Source organism: Sorangium sp. So ce321 (assembly GCF_051530195.1).
Lineage (GTDB): Bacteria > Myxococcota_A > Polyangia > Polyangiales > Polyangiaceae > Sorangium.
The window spans coordinates 5,279,459-5,292,332 of sequence record NZ_CP150329.1 but is presented as its reverse complement, the minus strand read 5'-3'; the positions used below and the strand labels follow the sequence as shown (position 1 = coordinate 5,292,332).

Genomic DNA, 12,874 nt, shown 5'->3' with positions numbered 1-12,874 from the left:
AATACTGCGTCTGCTCGCCGCTCTGCCGGCAGCGCCTTCACTCCGCTTTCCTCTGCGATCCGGAGGGGGCGCGCATGCCGAGGCGCACCATGCGCTTCTTCAGACCGTGGCGCGTGATGCCGAGGCGCTCGGCCGCGCGGCTGATGTTCCCGCCGGTCTCCGCGAGCGCGCGCCGGATCGGCTCGCGCTCATCGTCCTCGGCCAGCGCATGGCGTGCCTCGCCCGAGTTTCCCCTCCCCGCGGCCGGCGGCGGGACGGGTCCGGCCATCAGCGGTCGGGCCGGCGACGCGGGGCGCTCGGCGGCGGCGGGCGTCCGGCGCGCGCTCGCTCGCGGCGCGCTCGCTCGCGGCGCGCTCGCTCGCACCGCCCGCGGGAGGTGCTCCAGCTCGACGCGGCGCACGCCGAGCGCGGCCAGGCGCTGGACCAGGTGCGCGAGCTCCCGCACGTTGCCGGGCCACGCGTAGGCATCGAGCGCCGCGAGCGCGCACGGCGCGATCTCGATGGGGGCGCCCGTCCGACCCAGATACCCGGCGAGCAGCAGCGGCACGTCGCCCTCCCGGTCGCGGAGCGGCGGCAGGTGGATCTCGATGGCGTTCACCCGGAAGAGCAGGTCCTGCCGGAACGCCCGCTCGGCGACCGCCTGCGCGAGATCCCGGTTCGTGGCCGCGACGATCCGCACGTCGAACGGCCGCTCGTCGTCGCTGCCCACCGGGCGATAGCGCCGCGACTCCAGCGCCCGCAGCAGCACTGCCTGCCGCGCGAGCGGCAGCTCCCCCAGCTCGTCGAGGAAGAGCGTGCCGCCCTCGGCCCGGGCGAGCAGGCCGGGGCGCGCGCGCTCGGCCCCCGTGAACGAGGCCCGCGCGTGGCCGAAGAGCTCCGCCTCGAAGAGCGTGTCGGGCACGGCGCCGCAGTTGATGGCGACGAGCTCGCGCGAACGGCGCGGGCCGAGATCGTGGAGCGCGCGGGCGAAGAGCTCCTTGCCCGTGCCGGTCTCGCCCGCGAGGAGCACGGGCAGATCGTTGTCGATGGCCGCGTCGAGGCGCGCGAGCGCCCGGCCCAGCGCGGCGCTCTGGCCCAGGATGTCGGGGAAGCTCCTCCGCGGCTGGTCCGCGGGCACGACGGTCGTGTCGGCGCGCCGGAGATCGGGCGCGGGCTCTGCGAGCGAGGCGAGGCAGGGAGGCGCCGGGCCTTCGCGGCGGGGCTCTTCCGGCGCGCCGGGGCGGGCGAAGAGCCGCAGGAAGAGCCCGGCGAGCGACGCCCAGCGAGCGGCCTGCACCTCCGTGACGGCGTCGAAGCACGCAGGGCGGAATCGGTGCTCGACCACGATGAGCGCGCGCGGAGGCCCGGGGAGCGCCGGACCTGGGGCGGCCGCGCTCGCCGCCAGGGTGAGCGGGCGCGCGTCGATCGAGGCGTGGCCCGCGCCGCCGCGCAGCACGAGCCGCGAGCCGCGGCCGCCCGGCGTCTCCACGTCGCGCTGGTAGTGGACGGGCGCGGCCTGGCTCAGGGCGAGCTGCGCCAGGTCGGGCGCGATGCGCCGGGCCGCCTCGGCGATCTCCAGCCCGTCGAGATCGGCGCCCCAGGCCGCGACCACCCGCCCCTGCTCGTCGACCACGGCGAGGAGCGCGCGCTCGGCCCCCGACTGCTGCACGAGGGCGCGCGCGAGCGCGACGGCGGCGTCCGCGGCGCCGTCCGCGGTCGCCACCGACGCGAGCCACGCCCAGAGCGCGTCGTCCTCTCCGCTCGCCGCCGCCATGCCTGCGCCAGCATACGCGCCGCCCGCCGCCGCCATGCCTGCGCCAGCAGCATACGCGCCGCCCGCCGCCGCCATGCCTGCGCCAGCAGCATACGCGCCGCCCGCCGCCGCCGGTGCGCCCTGCGCCGCCGCCGGTGCGCCCTGCGCCGCCGCCGGTGCGCCCCGCGCCGCCGCCGGTGCGCCCTGCGCCGCCGCCGGTGCGCCCCGCGCCGCCGCCGGTGCGCCCCGCGCCACGCGCGCGCCGCCCCGCGCCGTCGCCGCGGCCGGCGCCCGCCGTGCGCCCTGCCGCGCCGAGCGCACCACGTCGAGCGCCTGCGCTTCCACCTCCGCGAGCATCGCCGCGCGGGCCCGTCGCGCGGCCCGGATCGCCCCCCGCGCCGCCCGCCGGGGCTCCGCCGGCAGCTTCGTGAGGTACACCTGCGCCTCCGCCACCTGCGCCCGCGCGTCCACCAGCGGGTCGCTCGCCCGCACGCCCTGCGAGAGCCCCGCGAGCGCCGCGAGCGCCCGCGCACCGTCGCCGTCGAGCAACGCCACGTTCGCCCGCGCGATCACCAGATCGGCCTGGATCGCCGCAGGGAGCGACGCCGCGAGCGCCCACGCCTCCTCGATGCAGCGCTCCGCCGCGCGCGCGTCGCCGCGGCGCACCTCGATGTCCGCGCGCGCCGACAGGCACCACCCGCGCCCCGCCACCTGACCCAGCGACCGCGCGAGCTGCGTCGCCTCGTCGAGCGCGCGGAAGGCCTCCTCGTAGCGCGACGCCTTCCCGAGCGCGATCCCCAGGTTCATCAGGCACGACCGCATACCGGCTCGGTCCCCGAGGCTCCGCTTGACCGCGAGCGACGCCTCGAACGTCCGCACGGCGTCCTCCACCTGGCCGCGGTAGAGGGCGACGACACCCGCGTTGTGGTGGAGCCGCGCCACCTCTTCCACATCGTCGGCGCTCTCGCCCGCCGAGGGCAGCTTCGCCTGCGCCTCCGCGAGCCACGCCTCCGCCTCGCCCCAGTCGGCGCGCATCAGCGCCACGAGCCCCAGCGTCGACAGCGCGAACGCCTCGGCCGCCCCGCCGCCGAGCCTCCGCGCCGCCGCGAGCGCCGCGAGCGCCTGCTCCTTCGCCGCCGTCGCGTCCCCGTCGCGCGCGCTCTTCTCCGCGCGCCGCCGCAGCGCGAGCACGAGCACCCGCTCGTCCCGCTGCGCCGCCTCGTCGAGCCACGCCACGACCTGCGGGTGCGCCGCGCCCACGCCCGCGTCGCGCGTCAGCCGCTCGAGCCTGCACAGGAGCCCCGGGGTCCTCCGGTCCGCGTCCTCGCCGAGCGCGAGCAGCGCCTCGATCTCCTCGGACCGCAGCCCGGCCTCGCGCGCTCGCGCCGCGGCCCGCTCGTGGAGCTGCGCGCGGCGGGCGCTCGTGCACGGCGCCGCCGCCGCCGAGAGGAGCGCCGACGCGGGCGCGCCGGGATCCGCGAGCAGCGCCGCGGCGACCTCCTCGGCGACCTCCGGCGTGGCGAGCGCCGCGGCGAGCTCCCTCGCCAGGGCGGGAGCGGACAGCGTGTAGAGCGCGCCGGCCGCCGCGTCCCGCCTCGCGATCAGGGCGCCCGCGAGCAGCTCGCCGAGGGCCCGCTCGCCGGAGGCGCCCGGCTGCCCGCCGCCCCGCGCGTCCGCTCGACCGCCGCGCCCGAACCCGGGACCGCAGAGCGCCTCGGGCAAGGCGCCGCCCGCGATCGCGATCGCCGCGAGCGTCGCGCAGGCGTCGGCCGACAGGCCGCGCACGCGCTCGATCGCCGTGTCCTTCGTGAGCGGCACGCGGCCGAGCGACGCGAAGAGCCACCCCGGGTTCTTCCCGGACGCCGCGGCGGCCTCGCGCACGCTCGCCTCGTCGTCCACGCCGAGCGCGCGGCACAGCGCGCCGAAGCTCGCGTCGCCGAGCGGACCGAGCGCCACGCACGCCGCGCCCTCGGGCGCGCTCCGGACCGTCGCGACCACCTCGATCGCCGCGCCGCCCGGCGCCGCCGGCCGGCACCGGTACGCGTCGAGCGCGGCGCGCAGCTCGGCCGGGGCCTGCTCCAGGTCGTCCAGCAAGAGCAGGAGCGGGGGCCCGTCGCCGGGCGGCGTCACGAACGGCGTCGCCTGCTCGGCGCCCCGGAAGAACGCGATGAGCCGCAGCAGGAGCGGGTCGGCCTCGCGCGGGAACGCCACGTACCGGGCGCTCCGCCCGGCGAGCAGCGCCCGCGTCACGAGCTCGCGGCCGAGGTGGCTCTTGCCGGCGCCGCTCGGGCCGGTGACGTAGCGCACGCGGCCTGACGGTGACGGCGCCTGCTGCAGCGCCTCGAGCTCGCGCTCGCGCCCGATGGGCGCAGGCGGCGTCCCGACGGCGATGCCCGCCTCCGCGGCCGCGACGCCGAGCTGCCGGAGCACCTCGCGGGCCTCGGGGGGGCGGTCTCGCGGGTGCAGCGCGAGCAGCGCCTCGATCACCTCGGCCACGCTCGGCTGGACCCAGGGCGCGGCGTCGCGCAGCGGGCGCCGCGCGCGCCACGGCCCGGGCGGGCGCCCTGCGGCCGAGCACCACGCGAGCGCCCCCAGGCTGTAGAGGTCGGACGCTGGCGAGGGCGCGCCCCCGGCGAGCAGCTCGGGCGCGGCGAAGGCCGAGGTGAACGCGACGGCGCCGCCCGGCGCGCGCGCCCTCGACACCGCCGCCCCGAGGTCGAGGAGCACGGCCTCGGCGCTGCCCCCGCCGAGGGGCCGCATCCGGACGTGCGCCGGCTTGAGATCGCTGTGCACGAACCCCGCGTCGTGCAGGGCGGCGAGCGTCCTCGCGACGCCGCCGAGCACGCGCGCGAGCCGCGCCGGGCGCTCTGCGGCCGGGCCCTCCTGCACCCACGCCGCGGCGTCGTCGCCGGCCACGTACTCCTCGACGAGGAAGGGGGCTCCCGTCCGCTCGTCCCGCCCGAGATCGTGCGCCCGCACCACGCCGGGGACGCGCAGGCGCGCGAGCAGCGCGAACTCGCCGAGCAGGGTGTCCTCGCGGAAGGCGCCCTCCCGGAACACCTTCGCGACGAGCTCGCGTCCCCTCGCCTCGCGGTCGATCACGCGCCCCACGACGCCCTGCGCTCCCTGTCCGAGGATCTCGCCGGGCTCGTACCGAGCATGGGCCACGAAGGGCTCGCGCCGCGGGGCGTGCATGGCGGAGAGGTTACTCGCGCGAGGCGCTCGCCGTCGCTCCGGCGGCGATGCGCGCGAGCAGGGGCTCGCCGTACGCGGGCTCGCCGAGGAGCGCGAGCGCGCGGCGGAGGCGCGGCTCGGCGAAGCGCCCGAGATCGTCGAAGTGGCGCGCGGCGTCCCCGGCGACGGACGGGTCTGCGAGCCGCCGCGCCGCGCCGACGTCGGCCGCCTCGATCTCGGGCGAGAGCACCTCGACGCGGAGCATCATGACGCGCACGACGTCGTCAGGGGTGGGATCGATGGTGAGCGGGATCGAGGCGTCGGTCCACGCCTCCGGAGCGAGGTAGAGCACCCGGACACCGGGCGTCCGGAACCACTGGCGCTTCCAGGTGTTCACCATGGCGACGGCCTCGTCGTGGTACAGGCCGGTCGCGTCGAGGGCGTCGATCACGCTCGCGCCGAGCGCCTCGACGAACTCGTCGAGGGGCGGCGCTCCGTCGAGCGAGGGGGCGCGCTCGACGAGCGTGCCGCCGCTGGCGATGCCCTCGGGGCGCGCGACGAACGCCCCCGCCGAGGCGCCGACGTTGAGGACGAAGACGGTGCCGATCGCCTCGCCGAGGGTATTCTCGGCGGAGATCGCCCCGCCGGTGCCGGCGGTCACGCGGACGGGCAGGTCGAAGTTGCCGAGCCCTCGATAGAACAGGAAGCGCTCGTGCTGGGGCGCCTCCATCGCGCCGGGCACGCCGGCGACGCGGAGCGGGTTGGCGCCGACCTGGCGCGCATGGGCCCACGTGAACCGATCGAGCGGCGCCTCCGGCAGGGGGATGTCGCCGTCGCGCCCGAGGATGTCGATCGTACCCCACTCGAGAAGGCCCCTCGCGATCGTGCCGTACGTCTCCGCGCACGCCTGCGAGCCGAAGGGGAACTCGGGGTCGAGCGCCGGGTCCGCGTACGTCGTCACGCCAGGAACGGTGTTGGGCGCGAAGATGGGCGGGTAAAAGTCGTGGACGGCGGGGTACCACTGCGTGAAGACCCCTTTGGGGAACGCCATCTGGACGTACGCTTTGAGCGGCTCCTCGGCGTAGAAGTAAGTTACCGGCGTCTCCATCTTCACGTTGACGCTCGTCGACGTCGAGCCATCGAGCGAGCCGGCTTCGAGCCGGTCATAGACGAAGGCGGGGAGGTCCTCCTCTTCGTGGTGCAGCCCCGGTTGCAGCGAGCCGTCGGAGCCGACGACCACGGTATCGGTGCCCCATTCGTGGACGATGAAGCCCTTGCCCGGGTACGCGAGATCGGGCGCGGGGGTCACGCCGCGCGCGGGCTGCTGGCCGGGGAGGCCACCGTGAGGCGCCGGACCGAGCGGCTCGCCGTCGTGCGAGCTACCGCTGTCGGGTGTTCCGGAGCACGCGGCGATCAGGGTGGAGAGGAGGAAGAAGGGGAGCGTGAGGCGGCGGGATGTCGATGCGGTTACCATGGGAAAACCTCCTGGCCGTCCCTGAAGCAGCTCTCGGGCCATCGCGCCCGGTCGTTGGATCGAGATGGATTGCGAGCGTCGCGCCGAGGCCGTTACCAGTGGAGGTGGTAACTGGAACGGCGGGGCGACCAGGAGCTGGTAACCGCCTCACCCGATTCGCGCGATCTCCACGCCATCAACGAGCGTCTCACCTACGCCGCGCGCTCCGCCGGCGTCCTCCCCGGCGCGTCGCTCCAGACGGCGCGAAGAGCTCCGCGAGAAAATCAACGAACACCCGAACCTTCGGCAAGAGGTGCCGGTTCTTCGGGTACATCGCGTGAATTGGCCAGCTCATCGTCGGAAATCCCTCCAGCACGGTCACCAGCATCCCCTCGGCCAGGGCGTCCTTCACGAGGAAGTCGTATCGCCACGATCCCGAACGCTTCGGGTATCGACGCATGGACGCTCGCCGAGCGCCCCGAGCCCAGGCCCGGTCCGGGGCAGGTGCTCGTGCGCCTCCGCGCCGCGTCGATCAACTACCGTGACCTCATGATCGCGCGCGGCGTGTACGGCGGCGACCGCAAGGACGACCTCGTCCCCTCGTCGACGCCGCGGGCGAGGTCGTCGCGCTCGGAGCCGGCGTGCGCCACCCCGAGGGTGCCAATCTCCTCGAACTCGCGGATCATCCGATCGAGCCCGCCCTCATCCACTCTGAGGCCGAGGGCCGCCGCCGCGTGGGCGAGGAGCTTCCGCTCCCGCAGCGACGCGACCTTGTCCACGGCCGCCGCGATCTCGAGCGCGCGCAGCATCGGGGCGCGCGCGCCCTCCGGCACGGCGCGGAGGCGCTCGATCCAGGCGATGTCGTCCGCGAGGCGCTCGTTCTGGCCAGCGCGCGCCGAGGCCGGCAGATGCCGCAGCACGGCCGCGAGCAGCGCGGTCTCCTCCGGCCTGAGGCGGCCGTCGGCGGTGAAGATGAACCAGAGCCCTTCGAACAGCCGATCGAGGTGCGGGCGCAGCGCCTCGTCGCAGAGCGCATCGTCGAGCGCGCGCCGGTAACGCAGGTACCGGCGCGCTGTATCCCCGAGGCGCCGGGTCACCACCCAGCTCGTGATCGACGACGAGGCGACCGAGAGCACGGGCACCAGGTTGCGCGCCACGCTCTCGCCGGCGAGCCGCGCCGCGAGCTGCCTGGCCACGTCCGAGCCGCGCTCGCGCGTCGAGCGCACGAGCACACCCGATGGATCATCCGTGTCCTGGGGGTGCTCCAGGACGCCGAACGTGAGGGCGAGCAGCGCCCACACGTCGGCCGGCTCGCCCGGATCGAACCGGATCCCGAAGAGATCCGCGAGCTCGCAGAGCATCTGCACGTGCAGGAGCAGCCGGAGCACCGTCTCGCCGCCGAGCGCGAGCACGGCGGCAGGGATCGCGACGAGCCCGCCGAGCCCGTGCGTCTCGGCCGTGGCCACGGCCGCGCCTGTCGAGAGCGCTCCTGTCGCGCCGCCGGCGAGCGCCGAGCGGATGCAGGCGCGCCGGATGACCGCGCGCGCGTCGGTCGGCTCGGTCACTCCTGTCGACGCCGCGATGGTCGCGGGGCGAGGCCGGCGGTTGTAGCGGCGCACCGCGCGGGACAGGAGCTCCTCGAGCCATGCGTCGACCGGGCGCGGGCGCACGCCCGCTTCGCTCGTCGCCTCGGTCAGCGGGAGCGCCGCGGCCCCCGCTGCGTCACCAGGATGCGCAGCCTCGTCGCTCATGGATCAGGGCCGTTCAAGATGCATTCCGCGCGCGGCCCGCGCCCGGCGCGACGAGGCCGAGCCCGTTCGCAGCCCTGCCGAGATCGGCCATCGCGGGTGGTGTACGCGGACCGCTCCGGGCTCGTCCACGCGCGTCCACCCGGGGCGACGCGCCGCGGTGAGGCCGACGGCAGGCGCCGCGTCGGGACGCTGCGGGCGTCGACCTCCGAACCTCGCACGTGGTCGAAGAGCTCGTCTGCGGGTAGATGGCCGAGGAGCGCTCGCTCGGAGCGGCTCATGCCACGCCAGGGAGCTCCAGCACCCGATTTTGCTCGGTGCCCCTACCGCGGGTTCACGATCGAAATCTGGAACCACTCGCCCACCTTGTTGGGCTGCTGGGATACTCCTCCGACGACACCGGACCGGCACAGGTTTCCTTCGGAGCCGTCCGTATCCCGGGGTCCCATGACGTTCCACACTGAAATGCTGCAGTCGTCTGCGGTTTCGGTCAGATGGAAGTGTGCCAGGCCGCTGCCCGCCCTCCAGTACACGAAGTTATACCGCGGGTAACATGAGGTCCCGAAGCAGTCGACGCAGCCTGCCGGCCACTGCATGATATCCTCCTCCTCGCCGACGACCTCTTCCTTTGCCGTGGAATAAAAGGTTATCTCGCTGATCTGCTCTGGGCTGAAGCCCACGCTCGCGAGGCTCCATCGCAATGTCGCGCAATCTGCACATTCTCTGCATTCCAGCACGATGTCGTCCGCGTCTGTCGCATCCGCGAGCACGGCAGCAGGCCACATATCCGGAATGTCATCGCCGAGCGTGTCAGTGAACTGTGCCGAGATGCTCGACGGCGCGCAGAAGGGCAGCCACTGGCACTCCGGATCGGCGCAGTCCGCGAGTCCGTCACCATCGTCGTCGTAGCCGTTGCTGCAGGCCGCGTCGGTGTCCTCGCCCCACGGTGCGCACCAGGACAGCCACTGGCACCCCGGATCGGCGCAGTCCGCGAGCCCGTCACCGTCGTCATCGTAGCCGTTGCTGCAGGTCGCGTCGGTGTCCTCGCCCCACGGTGCGCACACGGGCATCCACTGGCACTCCGGATCGGCGCAGTCCGCGAGCCCGTCCCCGTCGTCATCGTAGCCGTTGCTGCACGCCGCGTCGTTGTCCTCGCGCCACGGTATGCACCAGGACAGCCACTGGCACTCCGGATCCGCGCAGTCCGCGAGCCCGTCCCCGTCGTCATCGTAGCCGTTGCTGCACGCCGCGTCGGTGTCCTCGCGCCACGGTACGCACCAGGGCAGCCACTGGCACTCCGGATCGGCGCAGTCCGAGAGCCCGTCTCCATCGTCATCGTAGCCGTTGCTGCACGCCGCGTCGGTGTCCTCGCGCCATGGTGCGCACCAGGACAGCCACTGGCACTCCGGATCGGCGCAGTCCGCGAGCCCGTCCCCATCGTCATCGTAGCCGTTGCTGCAGGCCGCGTCGGTGTCCTCGCGCGGCGCCGCCGTGTCGTCGACGCCGATGACGATGTCGAGGCTCCCCTGGCCGACGGAGATGATATCGCCGTCGGCGCGGAACTGGAACACGACCGTCGATGTCGCGCCTTCGTTGATGAAGACCTGCAGCGGGTTCGGCGACGTCAGGACCGCCTGAACGGGCTGGTAACCGACGTCGGTCCACCGCTCGAGGACCCAGTACTGCTCGAGGTATACGTCATAGCCGCCGACCGGGAGCACCTCCGTGATCACCGGCGTCTCGGTCGATCCGTAGACGAGCCGGTTCGTCGGACCGTAGATATCGAACCATGCGTTCGACAGGCGGTACGTCGCGCCCGTGACGCTGGTCCCGACGAGGGCGAGGCTGATGGATCCGACCTCGGACGCCTGCTCGACGCCGTCCGGCGCCTCCGGTCCACAACCCACCTGCATCGCAAGAGCCGCCAGCACGGAACATACGAATATTTGTCGCAAGTGTCTCATGATAAATTGATATCAGAGACGCTCGCGCAGGAGAAGCAAGATCGTCGAACGCGCGATCACGACACGCGCCCACGACGTCGTTGCGACGTCGTGGCGACGTCGTGGCGACGTCGTGGGTCATGGCGGCGAACCGCCGCGTCAGGGGGTGCTCGCCTTCCTCCTGACCTTGCGTTCGGCGATCCGCCATCCGCGCGCGGTGCGCTTCACGATATCCTCGTAGATCACGCTCCCCGAGCTGCCGTTCGCGAGAACGCCGATCCCCTTGGATCGCACCCGGACCACGCCGTCGTCGCCGACCCGCACCATGACGTTCGTCACGTGGTGCCCGACGGGATTACCGTCCCCGTTGTACTGGAAGAGCTCCCGCAGGCGTTCGAGGCCGCGGTGCGATCCAAACCCGAGGGCGCTGACGTCGTAGACGGCGTCCTCCGTGAACAAGCTGTCGAGATCGTCGATGGCGCCGTCGTCCACGAGGTGCCCGTGCAGGGCCATCAGCTCATGAATGGCGAGGCGGTCCTCGACGGCCAGGGTCGTGTCGTGCTCCGTCATGTTGGTCTCTCTCGATGGTGATCCGGATCGGCGTGCCCGGGTACCCTGTTGCGCTCGTGGTGCGTCGTGGCAAGAAAACGTATGTTCACGCCTCCTTTCGTCGTGACCCATCCCCCCGTCGCTCGCGCGATCCTCACGCATCGCCGCGGAAGAGCTCGCGGAAGAAGCGGTCCCTGTGCAGCAGGAAATCGCGCGTGAGCGCGAAGTGGTCCGTCTCTTCATACGCCACGGGCGCGATACCGTCCTCCGAGAGCAGGTAGATCGTCGCCTCTGGATAGGCCAGCACGATGGGCGAGTGCGTGGCGATGATGAACTGCGACCGCCCCTCCTCGATGAGCTCGTGCATCCGCGCGAGCAGCGTGAGCTGCCTGGCCGGCGACAGCGCCGCCTCCGGCTCGTCGAGGATGAAGAGGCTGTCCGCCCTGAACCTGTGCTTCATGAGGGCCAGGAACGACTCGCCGTGCGACTGCTCGTGGAGCGACGTGCCGCCGTAGAACTCGGTCACCGCCAGCTCGTCCACCTGGGTGGCGACGTTGAAGAAGCTCTCGGCGCGGAGGAAGAACCCGTTCTTCTCCCGGCGCGGCCCGCGGACGAGCCGCATGGCGCCGTGCAGCTCCGACTCGGAGCGCCGGGTCGAGAAGTTGAACCCCTTGGAGCCGCCCTCCGCGTTGAAGCCGGCCAGCAGCGCGAGCGCCTCGATGAGGGTCGATTTGCCGGAGCCGTTCTCGCCGACAAAGAAGGTCACCTTCGGGTGCAGCTCGAGCTCGTCGAGGGCGCGCACGGCGGGGATGCTGAACGGGTACCTCGAGAAGTCGGCGACCCGCTCGCGCAGGAGCTGGACGGAGCGGATGAAGCCGGACTGGAGGTGGGCGCGCTTCATGCGGGCGTCGCATCGCCGGCGCTGCGCTCGCTGGCCTCCTCGTCCTCACCCTCTCGCGCCTCGCGGAGCTCGTAGTGCTGCGACCGGGCGTCGAAGCGCGCGAGCACGGCGCGCGCCTTCGCTGGCACGTACGCGGTCTCGTGATCCTCGCCGGCGAACGCCTTCACGGCCTCGAGCGAGTCGAACCACATGATGGTGACGAACTCGACCTCGTCCCCGAGCGGGCGCCGGAGCAGCTCGATGCGGCGGAAGCCCCGCACCCGCTTCGCCAGGATCGCCGGGAAGATCTCCGTCTTCAGCAGCGCCTCGTACGTGTCTGCGTTCTCGGGGCTCGTCCAGCCGTGCCATATCCGTCGGATCATGCGACCTCCTTCGACAGCTCGCTCAGGGTACCGGATCCCCGCTGCGCGCGGCTGCGCGTCGCGCCCTCCTCATGCCGGAAAGAGGTGCTGCGCCATGAAGTCCACGAAGACCCTGAGCTTCGGCGACACGTAGCGGCTCGAGGGCCACAGGATCCGGAACAGGCCCGAGTGATGGGTGTGCCCCTCGAGCACGGCGACGAGCGCGCCGTCGTCGAGCCTCTGGCGGATGGCGAAGTCCGGCAGGCAGGCGATGCCGAGCCCCTGCTCGGCCATGTGGATGAGCGGCTCGATCGTGTTCGCCACCGCCGTCGTCGGCAGCTCCATCTCGACGCGCTTGCGCCCGCGGCGCAGCGGCCATGGCTCGAGCTTGCCGCTCGTCGCGTAGCGGTGGTGCAGGCAGGCGTGGGAGCGGAGGTCGCCCGGCTCCCGCGGGACGCCCCTCCGCTCGAAATAGCCGGGCGCGCCGACGAGCTTGAGCCGGAACGCGCCGAGCGTGCGGGCCATCAGCCGTGAGTCGTCGACCTCGCCCGCGCGCACCACGGCGTCGAAGCCCTCCTCGATCACGTCGACGAGCCGGTCCGTGAAGTCGAGGTCGAGCTCGACCTCGGGGTAGGCTCGCATGAACGCGCAGAGCGCCGGCATCATCAGCATGCCGGCGAGCGGCATGCTGACGCGGAGCTTGCCGCTCGGCGCGCCCTGCGTCCGGGCGAGCTCCAGCTCGGCCGCCTCGACCTCGGCGAAGATGCGCCGGCACCGCTCCAGGAAGAGCGCGCCCTCCGGCGTCAGCGTGATCGTGCGCGTCGAGCGGTGGAAGAGCCGCACGCCCAGCCGCTCCTCCAGCCGCGCGACCGCCTTGCCGATCGCCGAGGACGACACGCCGAGCTGCCGCCCCGCGAGGGTGAAGCTCCGGGCCTGAGCGGCCTGAACGAAGGCGCTGAGCGCGCCGAGGTTGTCCATCTCGACCCCTCTCCATTCCGGACAACCATGTCCGATATGTTCGGAATTATAGCCC

At 73.4% G+C, this 12,874-nt stretch carries 9 protein-coding genes; all 9 read right to left on the bottom strand.

Annotated features, from left to right (window positions below; genetic code table 11):
• Positions 1-37 precede the first annotated feature (37 nt).
• Positions 38-4,927, bottom strand: a complete 4,890-nt coding sequence (locus WME89_RS19560; RefSeq protein WP_438010632.1) for a sigma 54-interacting transcriptional regulator — start codon at positions 4,925-4,927, stop codon at positions 38-40.
• Positions 4,928-4,937: 10 nt separating this feature from the next.
• A complete protein-coding gene (locus WME89_RS19555; protein WP_438010631.1) occupies positions 4,938-6,380 on the bottom strand; it encodes a hypothetical protein in 1,443 nt (480 codons plus the stop codon).
• A gap of 187 nt (positions 6,381-6,567) precedes the next feature.
• Complete coding sequence (locus WME89_RS19550) at positions 6,568-6,819, bottom strand: LysR substrate-binding domain-containing protein (RefSeq protein WP_438010630.1); 252 nt, start codon at positions 6,817-6,819, stop codon at positions 6,568-6,570.
• A 76-nt stretch (positions 6,820-6,895) separates the two neighbouring features.
• Positions 6,896-8,110 carry a hypothetical protein gene (locus tag WME89_RS19545; RefSeq protein WP_438010629.1) on the bottom strand — a complete coding sequence of 405 codons (1,215 nt, stop codon included), beginning with the start codon at positions 8,108-8,110 and terminating at the stop codon, positions 6,896-6,898.
• 320 nt (positions 8,111-8,430) lie between these two features.
• The gene (locus WME89_RS19540; RefSeq protein WP_438010628.1) at positions 8,431-10,038 is read right to left on the bottom strand and encodes a hypothetical protein; all 1,608 of its coding nucleotides are present in this window, start codon (positions 10,036-10,038) and stop codon (positions 8,431-8,433) included.
• Positions 10,039-10,209: 171 nt separating this feature from the next.
• Positions 10,210-10,620, bottom strand: coding sequence for a nuclear transport factor 2 family protein (locus WME89_RS19535; protein WP_438010627.1), 411 nt, complete (start codon positions 10,618-10,620; stop codon positions 10,210-10,212).
• A gap of 133 nt (positions 10,621-10,753) precedes the next feature.
• A complete protein-coding gene (locus tag WME89_RS19530) occupies positions 10,754-11,500 on the bottom strand; it encodes an AAA family ATPase (RefSeq protein WP_438010626.1) in 747 nt (248 codons plus the stop codon).
• Positions 11,497-11,862, bottom strand: a complete 366-nt coding sequence (locus tag WME89_RS19525) for an antibiotic biosynthesis monooxygenase family protein (RefSeq protein ID WP_438010625.1) — start codon at positions 11,860-11,862, stop codon at positions 11,497-11,499. The genes WME89_RS19530 and WME89_RS19525 overlap by 4 nt, the downstream gene beginning before the upstream one ends.
• Positions 11,863-11,931: 69 nt before the next feature.
• Positions 11,932-12,819 carry a LysR family transcriptional regulator gene (locus tag WME89_RS19520; RefSeq protein WP_438010624.1) on the bottom strand — a complete coding sequence of 296 codons (888 nt, stop codon included), beginning with the start codon at positions 12,817-12,819 and terminating at the stop codon, positions 11,932-11,934.
• Positions 12,820-12,874: the final 55 nt, after the last annotated feature.

Excerpts from the sequence above, each read along its gene's own strand:
- WME89_RS19560 (WP_438010632.1), bottom strand. The coding sequence starts at position 4,927 with ATGCACGCCCCGCGGCGCGAGCCCTTCGTGGCCCATGCTCGGTACGAG.
- WME89_RS19525 (WP_438010625.1), bottom strand. The coding sequence starts at position 11,862 with ATGATCCGACGGATATGGCACGGCTGGACGAGCCCCGAGAACGCAGAC.
- WME89_RS19545 (WP_438010629.1), bottom strand. The coding sequence starts at position 8,110 with ATGAGCGACGAGGCTGCGCATCCTGGTGACGCAGCGGGGGCCGCGGCG.
- WME89_RS19520 (WP_438010624.1), bottom strand. The coding sequence starts at position 12,819 with ATGGACAACCTCGGCGCGCTCAGCGCCTTCGTTCAGGCCGCTCAGGCC.
- WME89_RS19550 (WP_438010630.1), bottom strand. The coding sequence starts at position 6,819 with ATGCGTCGATACCCGAAGCGTTCGGGATCGTGGCGATACGACTTCCTC.
- WME89_RS19535 (WP_438010627.1), bottom strand. The coding sequence starts at position 10,620 with ATGACGGAGCACGACACGACCCTGGCCGTCGAGGACCGCCTCGCCATT.
- WME89_RS19555 (WP_438010631.1), bottom strand. The coding sequence starts at position 6,380 with ATGGTAACCGCATCGACATCCCGCCGCCTCACGCTCCCCTTCTTCCTC.
- WME89_RS19530 (WP_438010626.1), bottom strand. The coding sequence starts at position 11,500 with ATGAAGCGCGCCCACCTCCAGTCCGGCTTCATCCGCTCCGTCCAGCTC.